We start from the raw sequence: 18,668 nt of genomic DNA, 5'->3' as shown, positions 1-18,668 counted from the left end.
CTTTTTTATTTTAAAACATTCAGAATTTTCTGCAGTTCTGCATTTCCACTTCCCTGATAGTTATTAATGATAATTGAAAATACATATTTTTTTCCGTCTTTCGCCGTGTGATAGCCTGCAAAAGATTTCGTATCTCTCATGGTTCCGCTTTTCATCTTCATTCCGTTATCCTGAACGGGAAAACCATCGTAATAAGCATCAAACCAGGGTTGTTTTCCGGCATACAGCAGAGCCTGGACTTCCGCTTTTGCAGCCACATAATTTTGGGGAGAAAGTCCGCTTCCGTCGGCAAAATTGATCATATTCGGATTGATTCCTTTCGATTTCCAGAATTCTTTTAAAAAAGCAATTCCACTTTTAAAACTGGAATTTCCCTTTTTTTCTTTCCCTAAAGCTTTAATTAAAGTTTCTCCATAAAGGTTTACACTTTTCCTCAAAAACCAGTACACGATTTTATCCAAAGTCGGCGACTGATAAGTAAGAATTACATTTTTCGGAGCTCCGGTAGCCTGTTTTCCTTCTAATTCAAGCTGTGAACCCGTAATTACTTTCCCTGAAATCTCAATTCCTGCCTCTTTCAGCCATTGCCGAACCTCAGTTCCCAGCTGTAAAGGCGGATTAGGTACTGCCCCGGAAACAGTAACGGTTTTCCCCGCGGGCAATGTCCCGTTTATTAATGCCACATCGGAATGGGGAGCTGTAAAAATCAGGCTTTGGTCTGAATTACCGCCTGCCTTAAGATCATTCAGCCATTTTATATTTTCCAGCGGATAAGAAAACCCTTTGAATTCAGTTCCGCTGATATTGATATCAAACTGATTTTCCCTCCAGTTTGTTCCCCATACTCCTGCTCCGTAATAATTGCCGAGATCGTCCCATGGCCATCCTCCGGGAATTGTCTGATGGTCAAAGTAAGAATCATCAATCACCAGATTCCCCGAGATTTTTTTTATCCCGGAACTGTTGATCGCTTCCATTAATTTCTTTTTAAAATTTTCAGGTTTGTACGCATCATACCTCCAGCTTCCAAGAGTAGGATCTCCGTTTGAACTGATTACAAAATCTCCGTTCAGGATACCCGAAGAAATATTTCCGGAATAGCCTGCCATTGTTTTAAAGGTATAATTTTTCCCTAATGTTTCAAGAGCAGCACCCGCCGTGAAAATTTTCTGGGTAGAAGCTGTTGAAAGACCTTTATTTCCTTGGTATTCGTAGATAAATGCCCCATTTTCATCAGCTACATAAAATGATAATCCGGACGAAACCGCACCCGAAGAATCCATAAGGTCTTTGGTGGCTTTATCCAGTTTCTGCGCCATATTCTGAGCAGATAGTATTTGAACCGACAGTACAAAAACTGCAAGTGTTTTTTTCATTACAAGCTTATTTATTCAAATATAGAAAAGATTCTGCCTTAATTCAAATCAATCCCATCAACTTATGAAACCTGATAATATTCTTTCTAAAGTCCAGATCCCATTTATTTTTTTCAGCAATATTCTTTCTCCGTTTCCACATAAACTACCACAATAATGACCGTAGCTTATAATTACCTTGGACTTATCCAATGAAAATAAAGGTTTGCCAACAAACATAAAAGATGAATTCCCATGCTTTTTATTAAACTCATCCCAAAAATATTTTCCTTCTGATTTATATGCCAATAATTTATCTTTATGCACAATCCTTAAATTTTGGATATATTTTGGATTAAGTATGAATCCTCTAGAATCTTCGTATTGCCGTCTTAGTGATTTGATATCTTTTTGATTAAAGTCATTTTTTAATATTTTACTGTTTAGAAAATAATCATCATTTTGATTAGCCTTATAGTTTATATCTTCCGTAATAACTTTTATATTTTTAATATGTTCAGTTTTTACCTTAATAACATAATTAATAACATCATACATTTCTTCATCAGAAATCATTGGGACTTGCGATTTACAAATTCCAAAAAATAAAAAGACACAGATGAATAATCCTTTAAACACGAAATAATTTTAAAAGTACTAGATTGATGTTCCCGCTTCTATTTCATAAGGCTCTTTATCTTTCTCAAAAATTCTGGTCAGCTCACTGCCTTCCACGGTGATGGTGTCTCCAATTCTTCTGATCCAATTTCCTTCACGAAGACCAACAACCTTCATATCGTTCTGAGTCAGGAATTCTCTGATTCTTGTTTCTCTGGTTTCACCGTTGTGTTTCAGATCAGGATTGGGATCCAGATAATGCGGATTCAGGTTAAACGGAACCAGTCCCATACAATCAAAACTTGGCGGATACACAATAGGCATATCATTCGTCGTTTTCATATTCTGACCTCCAATATTGCTTCCGGCGCTGCATCCAAGATAAGCTTTTCCGGCTTCCACATTATTTTTAAGGACAGACATAAGCCCTTCTTCATGTAAAGTTTTCACCAGCAGAAAGGTATTTCCACCTCCCGTAAAATATCCCTGAGCGTTGTTCAGAGCTTCTGTTTTATTTTCAAATTCGTGAAGACCTTTTACTTTAATATGAATGGTTTCAAAAAAAGAGCGGGCCTTTGCTGTATAGTCTTCGTGAGAAATGCCCCCGGGTCTCGCGAAAGGAACAAAAATAATCTCGTCGATCCCTTGATACAGTTGTATTAATTCTTCTTTTAAGTATTCCAGATATTCTCCACCGAAAAGTGTGGAAGTTGAAGCCAATATGATATTCATAAAAGGAAATGATGTTGATGATTAATAAAAATTTCAATAGACAAAGATAAACTCAATCACCAACGAATCAAAAATTAAGCTAAAAAAAAGTAGGGTTCCGTTAATATTTTCTAAAAAAACTTAATGCTTCTAAAATTTAGGCGCTTGTGGAATTATTATTGAATTTTAGTATTTAGAATTTTAAAATGTAAGAATATGAAAATGACTAAAATTAATATTAAGAACCTATTTTTAGGATTAATACTTGTAGGAAGTGCCGGTTTGGCTAATGCACAGACCACTCAAACAGATAGTACTGCTAATACCGCTGCAGCTGCCACCACCACTCAGCAACAAGCAGGTAACCCAACTATCGAAGGCCTTAAAAAACAAATTGAAGCCAATCCAAAGGATGCAGAATCACTGGCAAAATTGGCTACAGCATACCAGGAAGCTTCAGACTGGACCAATGCGATTGATACCTGGAAAAAAATCTCCGTATTGTTACCGGATTGGGCTCCATCTTATTACAGTCAGGCTTATGCCTATCAATCTGCTAAAGATGATGCCAATGCCAAAATTGCTTATGAGAAATACATAGCCACTATAAAACCGGAAGAAGTAGAGCAAAATAAGAAGAATCTGGCTTATGCCTATTTTTACTTAGCTTTTGCAGAACAACAGACCAACCGTGATAAAGCAAAAGAACACATTGCTAAGTCGATCCAGTATGATCCTACCAATCAGGATGCTGTGAAACTGAGCAAAGCTTTAAATTCATAGTAAAAACAAAAATCCCGAACATGGGTGGCCCTTAAAAGTTATGCTTTTAAGGGCTTTTTTATGAAAATTCATTTAGTTCAAAGGACCTCGCTGAAAGTTTCTGATTTTGCGTCTTTTCGCTTTTTGCAACAAAGAAGTTTAAACAAGTTTGGTATCAAAATCAAACTTTGTGTGAAAAAAATATAGCTTTATCTTCAGCTTTGAGTTGAGCAATTTATTTTATTCAATTCTTTTTCCAAAGAAATCTGTTTCGCCACGAAGGTGCCGCATAATTTTTTCAATATTCCGTTCTATGCTGGCTTCTGTTTTCAGATTACTGATATAGCGGATCAGCTCGTTTCTTCTTGACGGAATCAGGTTTTCAAAATTACGGGTCGCTATTGGACTTCCTTTAATTGCTTCATCCAGCCTGGGGTGAATGGAAATGGTTCTGTCTGCATCATCAAATTCAACCGAAATTTCAATCATTTCACCAATTCTTTTGGGAGAATCTTTCAGCATAATCATATTGACATACAGTCTCCATTCCCCTAAATATTTCATCAGGTTCTGTCTGAACTCTTTCCCGTTCACCGTTCCTTTTACGGCAATAGGACTTTTATCCTTCCCCGCTGCCTCAAAGATTTCATATAAAATCTCTTCAGGAACAAAAACAAAAGGATTAATTCCTATAATGTCAAGGACGGCTGTAAAACTGTTGTTTTTCATGTTTAACAAATATAGTGTTTTGGGGTGAATTGGGTGCCGGTTTCGGGATGCGGGGTGTAGTTGTTATTACGTGTCCTGAAAATCCTCCAGCTTCTAGCTTTTGGCTTTTGGCCATCTATCAAAATTAAAATTTTCCACTCACAAAGGGATTCCTTATCTTTGCAATAATAAATCTATCAAACAAAATGAAATTTTTTATTGACACAGCCAATTTAGAGCAGATTAAGGAAGCAAGAGACCTTGGAATTTTAGATGGTGTAACTACCAACCCTTCATTAATGGCAAAAGAAGGAATTCAGGGGAGCGAAGCCATTAAAAACCATTATAAAACAATCTGCGAGCTTGTAGACGGAGATATTTCTGCTGAAGTACTTTCTACCACGTATGAAGAAATGATCAAAGAAGGGGAAGAATTGGCAGCAATCCACCCGAATATTGTGGTAAAAATCCCAATGATTAAAGACGGGATCAAAGCTTTAAAATATTTCTCCGATAAAGGGATCAAAACCAACTGTACGCTTATTTTCTCTGCTGGACAGGCTCTTTTAGCGGCTAAAGCGGGAGCAACTTATGTTTCTCCTTTCCTGGGAAGATTGGATGATATTTCTACAGACGGATTAGGTCTTATCCAGGAAATCAGATTAATTTTCGATAACTATATGTATGAAACGGAGATCCTTGCTGCATCTATCCGTCATTCTATGCATATCATCGACTGTGCTAAAATCGGAGCAGATGTTATTACGTCTCCACTTCCTCCGATCTTGAGTTTATTAAAGCACCCTTTAACTGACAGCGGACTGGCTCAGTTTGTTGCAGATTCTCAGAAACTGGCTTAATCATCAGAGTTATTCAGATATAAAAATCCCGAAGCTTTCGTTTCGGGATTTTATTTTTTTATTTTAAAAGATCAAGTTCTATAGGATTATTTTCTTTTTTGATCCTGTCTTTCATCTTTTTTTCCTGTTCTTTTCTTGATTTCTCGGGATCTATAAGTTTTTCGGAGTCATCTCTTTCTTCAATAATAATGCCCTGTGCCAGCATCTGTCTCTCGCTTTTCATGGGATCTGCACGGAAATCATTAAATGCTTTTTTATACTTGACTTCATTCAGAGTAATCAGAGGGTTGTAGCGTTCTTTATCTTTTGTACTTTTCCAGTCGTAGGTATTCGGAAGTTTTTTAATTCCTTTCAATTCGAAAGTGTAGGTAAGACTAGCATCTTCAATTTTCACAATTAATCCCGGCAAACCATGAAATTTATACGGCCCGTCCTGAATCGGAAGATCTGTTGTAAACCATGCTGTCCATTTTCTTCCTGCGAAATTACATACAGCTTTATGTGCGGTAAAATTTCCTACTTTTTCTCTCTCCGGAAGTATTTTCCAGTTCTGTGTTCTGCCATCCTGTACCATATATTCATCTGAACCGAGTGTTGTAAAGAAATTTATGGAATACGCAGGGTACGTCTTTTCAACACTGTATCTTACTTTCCCTTTGAATTTAAATCCTGAAAAATCAAAATCTGTATTCCCATTTTTAACCTGCTTTCCTATAGCTGCCTTCATCAGAGAATCCGATTCATAAAAGTCTTTACTGTAGAACTTTGACCCTTTTGGAGTTACATCCAGAATCATCAGTTCGGTTTCTGTTTTGTCTTGCGCTGTAGAATCTATTTTGTATTTATATTCGTAAGTAAAACGCTGGTTTTGTGCGTAGAAAAGCAATCCTGATAACAGGAAGAATAAAAAAAGGGATTTATTCATGATTTAGGTTTAAAGTTTTAAGTATTGAATATAATAAAAAGAAAACAGGGTGACTTCGAAAATCACCCTGTTTTTTATCATGTAGAAACGGTTTGCTACTTATAGAGTTCCGGTTCTATTTTATTGTTGTTTTTTTCTCTTTCTATTTTTGCTCTTTTCTCCATATTCCTATACATCTCATTCATATCTATGCTTTTTCCATCCTGATTTTTCATATTAACAACAGCACCCGCAGGAAGTGTACTCATCATTTGTTTCATATCTTTGGTAGGATCTGTGAGATAGTCTTTCCAGGCTTTTTTAAACTGCTTTTTATTGATTTCAATTTCTTTTCCGCCAATACCAACCATCGTCAGCCCCGGTATTTGAATATCTTCATCTGAAGCAGCTTCTGTTTTCTTGTTTCCTATTAAAGTCATGATATGGGAGCCTGTTTTATCTTCAATTTTTACGATAAGTCCCGGCAATCCATAAAATTTATAAGGTCCGTCCTGAAAAGGAATATCTGTTGAAAACCAAGCGGTCCAGCTTCTTCCTCCAAAATTTGTGGTGGCTTTTTGTGTATTGTATTCCCCTATTTTTTCCTTATCCGGAAGAATTTTCCATTCCGGCTTCTGGTCTTCAGCTACTTTATAGGTTGTATTTCCTATTTTTTCAGAAAAAGACATGCTGTAATCGGGATACTTCTTAGTGACACTTGTAAAAATGGTCCCCGGTTTTATATTTTTCTTGATACTGATATTTCCGCCAAATCCGCCTTTCACTTGTTTTGCGATGTCTGCTTTTGTGGTGGAATCTGAAATAAATTTTTCATGGCTGTAATATTTCGATCCGTTTTTGTCTATATCCAAAAGCATAATATCACTTTTCACCTCTGCTCTATTGGTAGAATCTGCGATGTATTTGTAATCATAAAAGAATCTGTTGGTCTGAGCGCCGGCCCATATTCCCAGAAGTAAAAAAAATAAAAGTTTAGTTTTCATAATTTGATTTTAATAAAAAAGCTTTGCCAATATCAACTGACAAAGCTTAATGGTACTTATTTTTTAGTCTGAATTCTTATTTCTCCCTTTGAGGTACTAAAACCGCTTTGTTTATTAATCGTGATGCTGCCAATAGTTTCAGGCTTAATGGCGTCCATCTCATCTTTAGTAATTTCTCTTCCGTCCAGGAAAATTTTGGTGTCGTCCAAACCACCGATTACCTTAAATTTCTTCACCCCATTCATCGCAATAGTCCCGTCTTTTGAATCTCTTTTAATATAATCCGCCTGCATTTCCAGTGTTCTTTGTTTAGTATTATTGTTCAGCTTATCAAAATTGCTGTCACTATAGAAAAATACACTTCCTCCGGTATTTCCGGAAAACTTTTTATTGATTTCCATCCTTATTTTTTCGCCTTGTATCCTTGCTTTTTCACCGGCTATTCTTGCCGATTCGCCCTGAATTCTGGCAAACTCGCCATTTTGTCTTGCGATTTCTCCCTGCTTTCTTGCTTCTTCACCTTTCAACCTCGCTTTTTCGCTCAGCTCCATTGCTTCAGCGCTTGCCTTTTCGGCTTTCTTTCTGGCTGCTTTTCCTGCTTTCATCGCTTTTCTGGCTTCTTTTTCTGTTGCAGGCCCCCATTGAGAAACCACATCATTGAAACGGTATACTTTTACTTTAGGAGCGTTCGGAGCTGCGGGCGGTTGTGGAACATCCTGAAAGTTGAAATTTAAATTGGCCAGATCAGGTATTTCCACCCCCATCTTTTCAAGAGCTTTGGTTTTATTCTTCCATTCATCGGATTTGAAGAACTCATTTATCTTTTGAGCTTCTCCGGTAGAAAAATTCATGGCTACTTTAAAGTCATCAGAGCTGGTAATTTTTCCAAGTTCTCCGGAAAGTTCACTGATTTCATCTATCTTCTGCTGAAACTCTTTGCTTTCCGGCTTCAGATCTTTTAAAGCTTTACTCTTTTCTTCAATTTTCCTTCCAAGATCCGTTATTTTTTTCTCACTAACGGATCCGTTGAACGATTTTGGCTCTTTAATCTCAACTTTTTCAATTTTCTCACGTTTTACGGTGTCTTTTTTAATTTGAGAAACGGCTTCCTCGATCGCTATATTTGTTTCTTTAATTTCTTTGTTCTTGGCATTTACCATGTAGGCAAAAGCTACTGAAAATAAAACCGGCAATGCAAAAATTCTACGCGCATACCCGAATTTGGTTTTTGGTTTTTGTAACATTTTGAGTCGTTTTTTTAGATTTGAACTTAAAAACGGACTGGCAGCAGGCAACTGTGTTCCGGAAAAGTGGCTTGCTAAAAGCATCTGCGCAAATGCTTTGGTGTCCGATTGTTTGACGGCTTTTTTATCCGCCAGGTATTCATGGATCAGGCTGATCTCTCTTTTAATGATATGAAAAAAAGGATTGAACCAGAAAACAGAAGTTACAATTTCAATAAATATCTTATCGAAAGAGTGTTTCTGCTCTATGTGGACCATTTCATGTTTTAAAATCTGTTCTCCTACATCAGAATTCAAGGTGATGGTATTTTTCCAGAAGAGATTTTTAAAATATGAAAAGGGAGCTTCAGTCAAGTCTGTACGGTAAAAATTGATTCCGTCGAAACTTTCTTTTTGAAACTGTTTTTTTAGTTGTTGGATTTTCAGAACTCCGAAGATGAGTTTTCCTAAAAAATAGAAAGAAACCAATCCCAAAGCTGAAAAAACAATTCTAAGATAAATGTAGCCATTGTCTATATTTTTTTCTGTGTTAAAATTCTGTATCTTATCAAGAAGCATATATACATCGCTGTTTACTTCTATCGTAAAATCATCTACCCTGATCAGGGGCAGCAGGAGCGATATCACCATCGCAGCCAGCAGATAAAATCTGTTGTAGTGATGAAATGTCTTGTCTTTTAAAGACAACTGGTAATACAAAAACATTACACCAGAACTTAGAATTACTTTTCCAAAGTATAAAAGCAGAGTTTCCATGATCTGTTAGTTTTTCTTTTTCAATTCGTCCAGAAGCATTTCAAGATCCTCTACCGTCATTTCATTTTTTTCTACAAGGAAAGAAACAGCGCTTTTATAAGAACCTTTAAAATAGTTTTTCACCAGACTTTTCATGGTCTTCCCGGAATACTGTTCTTTGGTTACCAAAGGAAAATATTCATGTTGTCTTCCGTATACATTATAGTCTACGAATTCTTTGTCTTTCAGGACTTTTAAAATAGTAGATACGGTATTCGTATGAGGTTTCGGCTCCGGAAACAGGTCCAGAACATCTTTCAGAAATCCTTTTTCCAGTTTCCATAAATACTGCATTACCTGTTCTTCCGCTTTTGTTAAATTCTGAATTTTCATATCCTTTTCATTTGATCATTATAGTGACATCCGTTTGATTGAATTCCATATCACTAATAAATTAGTTATACAAATGTAGAAATAAATCCGAATCAAACAACTAATTTTCTAGTGATAAAAATAAAACAAATGTAAGTAATTGATAATCAATTAAATAAATTTTATTAAAAAATGTTAAATTTTTAATCCACCTTATTTATACCCTGTTTAATATGCAGAAAAACTTCACATTAAGCTATAAATTCTTAAAACTTGTTAAATTTTATTAAATAAAATTAAAATGAATTTGTTTAAAGTGAGAAAATATATTTATTTTAGTGCTTTAAAAATTTCTCATGAAAAGATATAACTTATTGATTGTACTATTACTGCTTATTTTTAACGTTACTACAGCGCAAAAGAGGAATTCTCCGGCTGCAGATCTCAGTATCTTAAAGGAAACCAAAACGAAGATTGAAAATACAGTTCCACTGGTTATCAAGCATCTTCAGACCATCGCAGAGAAAGAAGGTGACAACACGGTTCTTAATAATGGAAAAACAGCTCTGGCAAAAGAATATGGTATTCTGGAGTCTGAATGGTTCCTGTACAGAAACAATATGAAGAACTGTATTCTTAATAATTCTTCCAAAAAAGCAAAAAAATGCATGGAATACCACACTCAATACCTGAGAAATACATTCATCAACTATGGTAATTATATTTCAAACCTTACAAGAAAGAACGGTTATCTGGGTGTAGAAGGTGATACAAAATTCGATTTCAAACCGATTGATATCACAACAAAATTAAGTGAAGCTTACTTCGGTGCCAATGATGCAGCAGGAAGAATGAAAGGAGATCAGAAAAAAGACTTTTTAGGACAGACGATGTCTGATGACAACAAACTTACTCCATTCAATCAACTGGCTCAAGCTCAATAAAATTAATCCCAACTATACTCAATCCTGCTTTTTTAAAGTGGGATTTTTTTTTGAATATTCATGTATTTCCGACCTGGCACATATATAAACACTTTTACTTACACCAATTCTTACATCAGCCAAATGATTGGCAACAGACAGTTCCTGCTATTCAGTTAAGCTCAGGTATCAATAAAGGTTAATAAAAAAGGGGTAAAAAATAAGGATTGATGAATAAACTGCCAGCCTATCTGATCTGGCTTGTAAGCAATTTGTAAAAAAGATCTCCGCCGGGAAGGCTGTTATGTACTAATCATAAAAACATTCGGGAAAAAGTAGAAAATGAGGCGGAGATCATTAAACATAAATAAAACTCTACAGCCAGTCTCCTGATCCATTAGAGCGCAACAAAATTAAGATTTGGGTTGATAAGGATGAAAAATATTTTATAGAATTAAATCTATAAAAATGTAGAAGTAATACTACTTCTGAGACAATAAGATTGATGTGATGATGTGGCGATGTAATGATGTGGTGATGTGCTGATAAGAGATTGTCTTAACATGATCACTTTCACATCCTAACTTCTAACCTCTAGCTTCTAACTTCTAACTTCTAACTTCTAGCTTCTAATTTCCTTCCACCAGTGATAATAATTATGATGTCCATCATACTCAAAGCCGCAGCGTGGATAAAGAGTATTCCCTATATCGTTGGTTTTTTCCGTTTCGAGCATCAGCCCACAGGCATTTGTCTCTTCGCACCATTGCTTGCTCCGGTTGATAAGCCCCACGGAAATCCCCTTTCCTCTGTAATCCGGATGTACAAACAAATCGCTTAGCAGCCATTGTTTCTGCAGTCTGGTATAATGAAACAATTTATAAAGCTGGACAAAACCCACCGCTTTTCCATCAGCTATCGCGAGAAACAGATCAGATTCATTATTCAGGAATCTTTCTTTAAGGAATATTTTTCCTTTTTCCACATCTGATTCCTGACGGTAAAAAACACGGTAAAGATTGAATAGCTCTGCTGTTTCGTTAAGATCCTCGAGGCCTGCTTTTTTAATAGTGTAATTCATTTCTTTAATTATTTTGATTAACAGTACAAAAGTACCTTCAAATAGGACTACATTTGTGTTCCACATTTTAAATATAAGGTAGTCCAGCATGCTTCCCTTCCAACATATCATCAGTATCGATAAAGAAAGCAAGACCGCAGTGTACAGACAGATTGCAGTCTCTATTATCGCGGCCATAAGAAAAGGTATACTCAAACCCGGTTCTCATCTTCCCGGAACCCGGGAGCTTTCAAAAGCACTGGAAGTTCACCGTAAAACAGTTATAGCCGCCTATGACGAACTGTATACGCAGGACTGGATCAACATTATTCCAAGAAAATACACTGTGGTTGCCGATAAGATCCCCATATTAAGACCCCAGCAATGGAATGATGAAGATCCCGTTTCTTCTTATGAAAACAGTTTCAACCTTCCGTTTAGAATAATTGATGAGAAGACAGAAAAAATACACACCACTCCACCTCCTGAGGTCATTATTGATGACGGACATCCGGATGTGAGGCTTTCTCCAATTGATGAGCTGCTTAAAACCTACCGGTCCTATACTTCCAAAAGACACAGTATCAAGTATGCCAATATTGGAACGGAGCAAGGTACTTTAAGGCTTCGGCAAGAACTCGCACTGTATCTTTCTGAAACAAGAGGTCTGAATATCCGTGCAGAAAATATTTTAATTACGCATGGCGCGCAAATGAGTATCTATCTTGCCGCACAGCTTATTTTGGGACCCGGCTCGAATATTATTGTAGGATCCCCCAATTATCCGGCAGCCAACATAGCATTTGAACAGACCGGAGCCATACTTACAGAAGTACCTGTGGATGAAAATGGTATAGATACCGAAGCTATTGAAATTATTTGCAGGAAAACAAAAATCAATGCGGTGTATGTCATCCCTCATCATCATTATCCTACGACGGTTACACTCAGCGCGGCCAGAAGGATGAAGCTTCAGGAACTATCGGCTACTTACTCATTTGCAATCATTGAAGATGATTATGACTATGATTATCATTATACTTCTTCACCTTATCTTCCTCTGGCAGGAAGCAGTCATCATGGAAATATCATTTATATAGGATCTTTCTCCAAAATCCTGGATCCCTCCCTCAGGATAGGTTTTATGATAGCTCCGGAAAACTTTATTGATCAGTGTACAGCATTACGGAAGATTATTGACGTAGGTGGTGACGGATATATGCAAAATGCATTGGCTTTTCTGATAAAAGAAGGCGAGCTTAAACGGCATATTAAAAAGGCAAAAAAAATCTATCATCAGCGAAGAGATTTTCTGGATACTTTACTAGAAGATAAGTTAGGTCATTATCTTTCCTATACCTGTCCATCCGGCGGCATGGCTTTCTGGGTTAAGCTGTCACCTGAATATCCTGTCCACCGTTTACTGGAAATTCCACAACTGAAAATTCTGCGCACCGATGAGAAAAGTAACGCTTTTCGGTTTGGTTTTGCTTCTATGGACGAAAAAGAGCTGGAAAAAATCGTGGATTTCCTGAAAGCAGCATTCGATCGCTTTTGATCATTGATTCAATTGCATCCATATGACAAGTTTTGGATTGTTTACTTACGGAAAACTGTAGATATTTATCCAATGGAAAAACATACTGATTTATCTGATCCTGTTTTAAGAAGTAAAATAAAAAACCGGAAACTTTATTTTGGAGGGAATCAAAAATTAAAAATTTACGGATTACTCACCTGTTCTTCCGGTAAAAGAATGAAAAGAGAAAACAGGGTCTTTTTTATATCAGAAAAAGAGGCGTTGGAAAATAATTACCGTCCTTGCGGGCATTGTATGAAGGAAAAATATAAACTCTGGCGGAATGAGCAGCATGGCAAATAAAGAGCCATAGAACTTAGCATTTTTTATCGCAAAGTTTAATATTATTACGTGGTATTTTAAGAAAATAAAGAAAAAAATCGATCAAAGATCAATTCGAATAAGCGAGCGTTTTATCCATAAAGCTTCATCAAATCAATCATGGATTGATTTTCTCCTTTGTAAAACTCAAAGTAATATACCATTAAGATAAAACTTTGCGCTAAAAAATGTCAGAGATTCTGTTTTTCATACAAAGATTAATATCATGACGCGATATTTCAAGAAAAGAAATAAATCAAAAGTTGATTCGGTTAAGCAAGAACTTTTACCGACGGCATAGCTCCTTTTTCCTATGTGAGTCAATACTGTTTTACTTAATAAAAATATTTGTATACTTGTTTTGAGATAATGCTGATGAATCATCTGAAACCAAGTCCTAGTTTTTTATATGAATAAGTCTGTTTTTCTTTTCTCTACCATTTTCTTTGGAACCATGTGTGCCCAGAAACAAATTCACATTCAATATCTCAATGTAAGATCAGCCATAGCCAATGTACATGAAGATCTTTATACCGATGGAAAAAATGTAATTTCTAAACAGAATGGCAATTTTGTATGGACTGATCCTGAATTTAATAGAAAACTGAAAGGCCGGGATTCTTACTTTATATCCAGTATTGACGATACTCAAAGTGACAGAGATTTTTTCTTTAACTCCTATGTAAAAGATAATGCCGAAGACAATTATTTTGTATACGATAAGGTTCCACATATTGAATGGAAAATAGATAAAGAAACCACAAAAAAAATACTGGGTTACCAATGCATCAAAGCTACAGCAATTTTCCGGGGCTCTCCCATAACAGCCTATTTTACTACAGAAATTCCATATTCAATAGGGCCTTTTAAATTTTTTGGACTGCTGGGTGCCATTCTTGATGTCAGAGTGGATAATAAAAGTTATGACATATAGAAAGCGGTTAAAGTTGATTTGAATGACCATACAAACATCAATTTCCAGCCTGAATTTCCCGAACATAAAAAAATTAAGATGAAAGATTTTATCATCCTGAAAGATGAAGCTCATCGTAACTTTGGTAAAGACATGGTAGTTCCGGCAGGTACAACCGTAAAATCATTGGAAGGGAGATTAATGGTAGAAAAAGTTTTTGAGTGGGAAACTCAGCCTTCTCAATAGATAAAAGAAGAATTTTCTTTTGTGTCAATGCTTTTTTATATCAGAATGGCATAAAAAAATAGGTACAACTTGCTGTTGCACCTATTCTTGGTTTAGTAGCGGGAACCGGACTCGAACCGATGACCTTCGGGTTATGAGCCCGACGAGCTACCTACTGCTCCATCCCGCGGTGTATTTTTAGAGTGTCTACCGAAAACACTTGCTTAGTAGCGGGAACCGGACTCGAACCGATGACCTTCGGGTTATGAGCCCGACGAGCTACCTACTGCTCCATCCCGCGGTGTATTTTTAGAGTGCTTACCGAAAGCACTTAACTTAGTAGCGGGAACCGGACTCGAACCGATGACCTTCGGGTTATGAGCCCGACGAGCTACCTACTGCTCCATCCCGCGATATTGTGAGTGCAAAGATAGGACTATTTTCCTAAACTACAAATATTCGGCCTATATTCGTTTCATATTCCCTTTAGTATTCGGATAATCAGCCTGAAAAGTTTTCTGTATGGAGAGGCTATTTAACTTCTCAATAACGAAATTTCACATTTACCTATCTATTTTTACAATTTTTGCAGAGCAGTACGGGTTTTTATATGGTATGCTTGTTTAAATTTCTTTGCGTTCTACTAACTATAAAATAAATCCAAAATCAAAAATTTAAGATCCACATCAGAACTAAAACCAGATTCTCAAAAAAAGCCGTCAATTTTGTCCTGATACAATTGAATTATTTCAAAATTCCATTCACAAGTTATTATAAAAGTAAATATTTTATAACGTAAATCCATATTGCTGATAATCTAATAATTTTTAAGCCAAATATGTAAATCAAACCAAGATCAGTAACATTTATCAAACAATCACTTTGTAATTTGATTTATTTTCATTAACTTACTATTCAACAAAAACTGAAAACTACTTTATTAATTTTCGTTTAATGTTGTATAAGTAAAAATACCCAACCTATATTCTATTTGATTTAAAAGAAATAAATCACCAGCTAAACAACGACATTATTTAAAATTTACATGAGACCATTATCAATTGTATTTGAACATATAATTGTGAAGTGGGAGGATATTGCTATGTGCTATAGAACTCTTTTTTCAAAATGTATAGCACATAATAAGTTTGAATTATTTGAATTAATAGATGAAGATTACACTAAACTTGTTTAAACTTTTTAGCAGAACATTAAAAATATAAAATAAGTCCATTAAACTCACTTTAAACTTAACCACAAAAGAGACAAAAGCTATTTGCACAGATGTTAGATCTGATAAAAGTTCTCAAAAGAATAAAAAATCAGAGATTTTTAAAGGTTTATGTGAACTTCTATACGCAAAGTATTTAAGCTTAAAAATCACTAAAGTGTTTAAAATAAAACTTTTGCGACTTTTGTGGTTTAATAAAAAAAGTTAAACAGTTTTACTTTTAAAACACCTGTATTTCAGACTAAATACAGAGGATTTTATTGCAGTTTGGCAGCTACTGAAAGAAAAATAAAGACACATTTAAAGGAATTTATTCATCAATAAAGAATCCTTAATGATCACTTCAACAGATACAGTCGCTTTCTGAAATCCTCATGAAATATCGACATAAAAAGTCGTTGATTTTTTTGGCAAATTTCCTTGTTACGGAAGTATGAGAAGACTTAACGATACCGGTCTATGACTATTAAAACTAAGTATATTATGATTTTAAAAAAAATTACATTCGTATTATCAGTTTCTGCCATTTTATTGAGCGCAGCCGCATGCAAACAGAACAATAATTCTATCGAAAAATCGGCAGGATCTAAAACGACGGACAACGAATCTGCTTACATGGAAAAAGTTCGTTCCAATGCTTCCACTTTTCATCAAAATTTCAGTAGCGGATCTTTTGAAAAGAATGGTCCATTGGTTGACGAAAACATTTATGTCAATTCCAATAATGCAATAGTGATTGGCCGTGATGCTTTTGTACAAAGAATAAAACGCTTTCACACTCCTTTCCCGCATCTTAATCTGCGCGATAGAATTGTAATTGTAGACGGAGATCAGGTTGGGCTGCTCTACATTATGCAAGACAAACAGGACGGGCCTTACGGAGAAATTCCGGCTTCGGGTAACAAAATCAATGTGTATGCCGCAGAATTTTTCACCATGAATGAAGATGCACTGATGAAAGAACTGCTTACCATTACTCAACTGGATCAGTTAAAAAAACAGATTACCGGTAAAGACAAAGTAGAAGAATTTGAAAAAGTCACCCTGCTTCCGATTAAACCTACCAGTGTTGATTTCAAGAAATTGACTAAAAAAACTATGGATAATTATGTTCAATATTTTAATACGCGTAATTGGACCGCTTTGGAAGCTATGTTTGCAACGGACGCAAATATTAAGATCAACGGTACATCTTATAAAGGTACTGCTGCATTGATAACCGACATGAAAAAACTCATCGAAAAAGTACCCAACGTCACCTATCATCTCATTAGAAACGTTGCCGAAGGCGATCGAGGTGCCATCGCTTATGAAGTAAACGGAACTGTTAAAAAAGGCTCTATTCAGGATGTAAAACAAGGAGTCCATTTCCAGTTTGATGACCAGGGGAAAATCATCAGCTCAGTAGTCGTTTTCAACAGCGAAGACTTTGAAAATCAGCTGAAATAACCAGCTGTTTCTGTATACATTACACTTTAGATTTAAATTTTAAAAAGAAAAATTATGAATAACCGCAACTACGGAATTGAAGGATCTCCTGCACCCGAATGGCCGGATTTCAGATGGATCGACGCCAATGGGAAAGATATTCCACCCATACATTTTAAAGACTATCAGGGAAAATTTCTGGTATTATTTTGTTTTCAGAGCTGGTGCCCGGGATGCCACAGCTCAGGATTTCCATCTCTACAAAAAATGATTGATGGTTTGGCTGATAACGATGATGTGAAATTCCTGGTAGTACAAACCGTTTTTGAAGGTCACGACCAAAATACTTTCCAAAAACTTAAAGAAACACAAGAACAATACGGACTGAAAATTCCTTTCGGACAGGACGATGGCAGTACTTCCAACCGGAATACATCATCCATTATGTCTCGTTACAACAATGGCGGTACACCCTGGTTTATTTTTATCAACAACGAAGGTCAGGTGGTATTTAATGATTTTCATCTCAACCCTGAAAAGGCGATTGAGTATTTACAAAGCATTACAAACAATTAAATATTTAGCATGATGATAAACTGGTTAGATGTTATAAAACGAGCCAACTTCGGCAATTCAAAACCCGACAAAAGAGTAGAAAAGACAGACGAAGAATGGGAAGCTATTCTAAGTCCCTCACAATTTTATATCACCCGTGAAAAAGGCACTGAACGGGCTCATAGTTCAGATTTATGCAACCTTTTTGAATCGGGCAGATATGCCTGTATTTGTTGCGATACCGAGCTTTTCGATTCGGAAGAAAAATTTCAAAGCGGCACAGGCTGGCCCAGTTTTACACAACCTATAAAAGAAAATGTAGTAGATTATACAAAAGATACTACTCACGGCATGTATCGTATAGAAGCTACCTGCAGCACCTGTGATGCACATCTGGGACATGTATTTCAGGATGGCCCGCCTCCCAGCGGATTACGATTTTGCATCAATGCCATTGCCATTAAAAAGGTAAAAAGTAAATTTCGTTTGGTCACTATTGGTGGCGGTTGCTTTTGGTGTACCGAAGCTATTTTCAAAAACCTCAAAGGGGTAAGCCAGGTAGAAAGCGGCTACAGTGGTGGTCGTACCCGCAATCCTACTTATCGCGAAGTAACCAGCGGGCTCACCGGTCATGCCGAAACCATCCAAATCACTTACGATTTTTCTGAAATTTCGTTTGAAGACATTATAAAAATACATCTTACCACACACAACCCTACCACACTCAATCAGCAGGGTGCAGACAAAGGGTCACAATATCGTAGTATTATCTTTTATCGCAACAATGAAGAACGTGAAACCGCCATGCGCGTCATCAAAGAAGTACAGACCTTGTATGACAGTATGGTTATAACCGAATTAAAAATGTTCGAAGCTTTTTATAAGGCAGAACTGCACCATCAGGATTATTACAACAACCATCAGGATCAACCCTACTGTCAGGCCGTCATCAATCCTAAGCTGGAAAAACTTAAAACCCTGTATAAAGACAAGCTTAAAACCAATACAGAAGAAGGTTAAACAATAGGGAAACAAAATTCAAAAAGTAAAACCCAACAACATGGTAACTCTTCAGGTTATTAAATACAACGAACAAATGAAACATGGCTTTAAACATTAAAACCAATCAAAGCATGAAAAATCGCACTTACAATTCATTG

At 36.1% G+C, this 18,668-nt stretch carries 19 protein-coding genes and 3 tRNA genes; 10 read left to right on the top strand and 12 right to left on the bottom strand.

Annotated features, from left to right (window positions below):
- Positions 1 to 5 precede the first annotated feature (5 nt).
- The 3 genes from dacB to pepE all read right to left on the bottom strand — a co-directional run bounded on the left by dacB (position 6) and on the right by pepE (position 2,705).
- Positions 6 to 1,376 (bottom strand): D-alanyl-D-alanine carboxypeptidase/D-alanyl-D-alanine endopeptidase, encoded by a 1,371-nt coding sequence (gene dacB / locus ACM46_RS11735; RefSeq protein ID WP_048506817.1) that lies wholly within the window; start codon positions 1,374 to 1,376, stop codon positions 6 to 8.
- A gap of 57 nt (positions 1,377 to 1,433) precedes the next feature.
- Complete coding sequence (locus ACM46_RS11730; protein ID WP_048506816.1) at positions 1,434 to 1,931, bottom strand: hypothetical protein; 498 nt, start codon at positions 1,929 to 1,931, stop codon at positions 1,434 to 1,436.
- Positions 1,932 to 2,012: 81 nt separating this feature from the next.
- Positions 2,013 to 2,705 (bottom strand): dipeptidase PepE, encoded by a 693-nt coding sequence (gene pepE, locus ACM46_RS11725; RefSeq protein WP_048506815.1) that lies wholly within the window; start codon positions 2,703 to 2,705, stop codon positions 2,013 to 2,015.
- A 195-nt stretch (positions 2,706 to 2,900) separates the two neighbouring features.
- Between pepE and ACM46_RS11720 the strand changes: the two genes are divergently transcribed.
- A complete protein-coding gene (locus ACM46_RS11720) occupies positions 2,901 to 3,467 on the top strand; it encodes a tetratricopeptide repeat protein (protein WP_048506814.1) in 567 nt (188 codons plus the stop codon).
- A 219-nt stretch (positions 3,468 to 3,686) separates the two neighbouring features.
- On the opposite strand, the gene ACM46_RS11715 is transcribed toward ACM46_RS11720, so the two are convergent.
- Entirely contained in the window at positions 3,687 to 4,175 is a 489-nt protein-coding gene (locus ACM46_RS11715; RefSeq protein WP_048506813.1) for a YdeI/OmpD-associated family protein, read from the bottom strand.
- Positions 4,176 to 4,360: 185 nt separating this feature from the next.
- Between ACM46_RS11715 and fsa the strand changes: the two genes are divergently transcribed.
- Entirely contained in the window at positions 4,361 to 5,014 is a 654-nt protein-coding gene (gene fsa, locus ACM46_RS11710) for a fructose-6-phosphate aldolase (RefSeq protein ID WP_048506812.1), read from the top strand.
- Positions 5,015 to 5,072: 58 nt separating this feature from the next.
- Here the strand turns inward: fsa and ACM46_RS11705 are convergent, their stop codons facing one another.
- The 4 genes from ACM46_RS11705 to ACM46_RS11690 form a co-directional block, all read right to left on the bottom strand.
- Positions 5,073 to 5,939 carry a GLPGLI family protein gene (locus ACM46_RS11705; RefSeq protein ID WP_048506811.1) on the bottom strand — a complete coding sequence of 289 codons (867 nt, stop codon included), beginning with the start codon at positions 5,937 to 5,939 and terminating at the stop codon, positions 5,073 to 5,075.
- Positions 5,940 to 6,034: 95 nt separating this feature from the next.
- Entirely contained in the window at positions 6,035 to 6,922 is an 888-nt protein-coding gene (locus tag ACM46_RS11700; protein ID WP_048506810.1) for a GLPGLI family protein, read from the bottom strand.
- A gap of 56 nt (positions 6,923 to 6,978) precedes the next feature.
- Positions 6,979 to 8,922 carry a M56 family metallopeptidase gene (locus ACM46_RS11695; protein WP_048506809.1) on the bottom strand — a complete coding sequence of 648 codons (1,944 nt, stop codon included), beginning with the start codon at positions 8,920 to 8,922 and terminating at the stop codon, positions 6,979 to 6,981.
- Between the two features lie 6 nt (positions 8,923 to 8,928).
- Positions 8,929 to 9,294 (bottom strand): BlaI/MecI/CopY family transcriptional regulator, encoded by a 366-nt coding sequence (locus ACM46_RS11690; RefSeq protein WP_048506808.1) that lies wholly within the window; start codon positions 9,292 to 9,294, stop codon positions 8,929 to 8,931.
- A 335-nt stretch (positions 9,295 to 9,629) separates the two neighbouring features.
- Between ACM46_RS11690 and ACM46_RS11685 the strand changes: the two genes are divergently transcribed.
- Positions 9,630 to 10,217, top strand: coding sequence for a hypothetical protein (locus tag ACM46_RS11685; RefSeq protein WP_048506807.1), 588 nt, complete (start codon positions 9,630 to 9,632; stop codon positions 10,215 to 10,217).
- 601 nt (positions 10,218 to 10,818) lie between these two features.
- On the opposite strand, the gene ACM46_RS11680 is transcribed toward ACM46_RS11685, so the two are convergent.
- Positions 10,819 to 11,277: a GNAT family N-acetyltransferase gene (locus tag ACM46_RS11680; protein WP_048507155.1), complete on the bottom strand. Its 459-nt coding sequence runs from the start codon at positions 11,275 to 11,277 to the stop codon at positions 10,819 to 10,821.
- Positions 11,278 to 11,365: 88 nt separating this feature from the next.
- Here ACM46_RS11680 and ACM46_RS11675 point away from each other — a divergent pair, with 88 nt between their 5' ends.
- The 4 genes from ACM46_RS11675 to ACM46_RS23675 all read left to right on the top strand — a co-directional run bounded on the left by ACM46_RS11675 (position 11,366) and on the right by ACM46_RS23675 (position 14,315).
- Complete coding sequence (locus tag ACM46_RS11675; RefSeq protein ID WP_048506806.1) at positions 11,366 to 12,814, top strand: aminotransferase-like domain-containing protein; 1,449 nt, start codon at positions 11,366 to 11,368, stop codon at positions 12,812 to 12,814.
- A 72-nt stretch (positions 12,815 to 12,886) separates the two neighbouring features.
- Entirely contained in the window at positions 12,887 to 13,138 is a 252-nt protein-coding gene (locus ACM46_RS11670) for an Ada metal-binding domain-containing protein (RefSeq protein WP_048506805.1), read from the top strand.
- Between the two features lie 427 nt (positions 13,139 to 13,565).
- The gene (locus ACM46_RS11665) at positions 13,566 to 14,090 is read left to right on the top strand and encodes a GLPGLI family protein (RefSeq protein WP_241486002.1); all 525 of its coding nucleotides are present in this window, start codon (positions 13,566 to 13,568) and stop codon (positions 14,088 to 14,090) included.
- 78 nt (positions 14,091 to 14,168) lie between these two features.
- Complete coding sequence (locus tag ACM46_RS23675; RefSeq protein WP_241486001.1) at positions 14,169 to 14,315, top strand: hypothetical protein; 147 nt, start codon at positions 14,169 to 14,171, stop codon at positions 14,313 to 14,315.
- A 96-nt stretch (positions 14,316 to 14,411) separates the two neighbouring features.
- On the opposite strand, the gene ACM46_RS11660 is transcribed toward ACM46_RS23675, so the two are convergent.
- From ACM46_RS11660 to ACM46_RS11650, 3 genes are all read right to left on the bottom strand, one after another.
- Positions 14,412 to 14,484 (bottom strand) — tRNA-Met (locus ACM46_RS11660).
- 38 nt (positions 14,485 to 14,522) lie between these two features.
- A tRNA-Met gene (locus tag ACM46_RS11655) sits at positions 14,523 to 14,595 on the bottom strand.
- 39 nt (positions 14,596 to 14,634) lie between these two features.
- Positions 14,635 to 14,707: transfer RNA gene (locus tag ACM46_RS11650), tRNA-Met, on the bottom strand.
- Positions 14,708 to 16,008: 1,301 nt separating this feature from the next.
- On the opposite strand from ACM46_RS11650, the gene ACM46_RS11645 reads away from it, so the two are divergent.
- From ACM46_RS11645 to msrB, 3 genes are read left to right on the top strand one after another with little or no spacing between them, the layout of a single operon-like run.
- Positions 16,009 to 16,974, top strand: a complete 966-nt coding sequence (locus tag ACM46_RS11645; RefSeq protein WP_048506804.1) for a nuclear transport factor 2 family protein — start codon at positions 16,009 to 16,011, stop codon at positions 16,972 to 16,974.
- A gap of 54 nt (positions 16,975 to 17,028) precedes the next feature.
- A complete protein-coding gene (locus ACM46_RS11640) occupies positions 17,029 to 17,529 on the top strand; it encodes a peroxiredoxin family protein (RefSeq protein ID WP_048506803.1) in 501 nt (166 codons plus the stop codon).
- Between the two features lie 9 nt (positions 17,530 to 17,538).
- Positions 17,539 to 18,528, top strand: a complete 990-nt coding sequence (gene msrB, locus ACM46_RS23820) for a peptide-methionine (R)-S-oxide reductase MsrB (RefSeq protein ID WP_338151993.1) — start codon at positions 17,539 to 17,541, stop codon at positions 18,526 to 18,528.
- The last annotated feature ends 140 nt before the right edge of the window (positions 18,529 to 18,668 follow it).

Origin of the sequence: Chryseobacterium angstadtii, assembly GCF_001045465.1 — a bacterium.
In the GTDB taxonomy this organism is placed as follows: Bacteria; Bacteroidota; Bacteroidia; order Flavobacteriales; family Weeksellaceae; genus Chryseobacterium; species Chryseobacterium angstadtii.
The sequence above is the reverse complement of the archived record's forward strand: the minus strand, read 5'-3'. Positions and strand labels throughout refer to the sequence as shown.

Excerpts from the sequence above, each read along its gene's own strand:
- dacB (WP_048506817.1), bottom strand. The coding sequence starts at position 1,376 with ATGAAAAAAACACTTGCAGTTTTTGTACTGTCGGTTCAAATACTATCT.
- ACM46_RS11730 (WP_048506816.1), bottom strand. The coding sequence starts at position 1,931 with ATGATTTCTGATGAAGAAATGTATGATGTTATTAATTATGTTATTAAG.
- pepE (WP_048506815.1), bottom strand. The coding sequence starts at position 2,705 with ATGAATATCATATTGGCTTCAACTTCCACACTTTTCGGTGGAGAATAT.
- ACM46_RS11720 (WP_048506814.1), top strand. The coding sequence starts at position 2,901 with ATGAAAATGACTAAAATTAATATTAAGAACCTATTTTTAGGATTAATA.
- ACM46_RS11715 (WP_048506813.1), bottom strand. The coding sequence starts at position 4,175 with ATGAAAAACAACAGTTTTACAGCCGTCCTTGACATTATAGGAATTAAT.
- fsa (WP_048506812.1), top strand. The coding sequence starts at position 4,361 with ATGAAATTTTTTATTGACACAGCCAATTTAGAGCAGATTAAGGAAGCA.
- ACM46_RS11705 (WP_048506811.1), bottom strand. The coding sequence starts at position 5,939 with ATGAATAAATCCCTTTTTTTATTCTTCCTGTTATCAGGATTGCTTTTC.
- ACM46_RS11700 (WP_048506810.1), bottom strand. The coding sequence starts at position 6,922 with ATGAAAACTAAACTTTTATTTTTTTTACTTCTGGGAATATGGGCCGGC.
- ACM46_RS11695 (WP_048506809.1), bottom strand. The coding sequence starts at position 8,922 with ATGGAAACTCTGCTTTTATACTTTGGAAAAGTAATTCTAAGTTCTGGT.
- ACM46_RS11690 (WP_048506808.1), bottom strand. The coding sequence starts at position 9,294 with ATGAAAATTCAGAATTTAACAAAAGCGGAAGAACAGGTAATGCAGTAT.
- ACM46_RS11685 (WP_048506807.1), top strand. The coding sequence starts at position 9,630 with ATGAAAAGATATAACTTATTGATTGTACTATTACTGCTTATTTTTAAC.
- ACM46_RS11680 (WP_048507155.1), bottom strand. The coding sequence starts at position 11,277 with ATGAATTACACTATTAAAAAAGCAGGCCTCGAGGATCTTAACGAAACA.
- ACM46_RS11675 (WP_048506806.1), top strand. The coding sequence starts at position 11,366 with ATGCTTCCCTTCCAACATATCATCAGTATCGATAAAGAAAGCAAGACC.
- ACM46_RS11670 (WP_048506805.1), top strand. The coding sequence starts at position 12,887 with ATGGAAAAACATACTGATTTATCTGATCCTGTTTTAAGAAGTAAAATA.
- ACM46_RS11665 (WP_241486002.1), top strand. The coding sequence starts at position 13,566 with ATGAATAAGTCTGTTTTTCTTTTCTCTACCATTTTCTTTGGAACCATG.
- ACM46_RS23675 (WP_241486001.1), top strand. The coding sequence starts at position 14,169 with ATGAAAGATTTTATCATCCTGAAAGATGAAGCTCATCGTAACTTTGGT.
- ACM46_RS11645 (WP_048506804.1), top strand. The coding sequence starts at position 16,009 with ATGATTTTAAAAAAAATTACATTCGTATTATCAGTTTCTGCCATTTTA.
- ACM46_RS11640 (WP_048506803.1), top strand. The coding sequence starts at position 17,029 with ATGAATAACCGCAACTACGGAATTGAAGGATCTCCTGCACCCGAATGG.
- msrB (WP_338151993.1), top strand. The coding sequence starts at position 17,539 with ATGATGATAAACTGGTTAGATGTTATAAAACGAGCCAACTTCGGCAAT.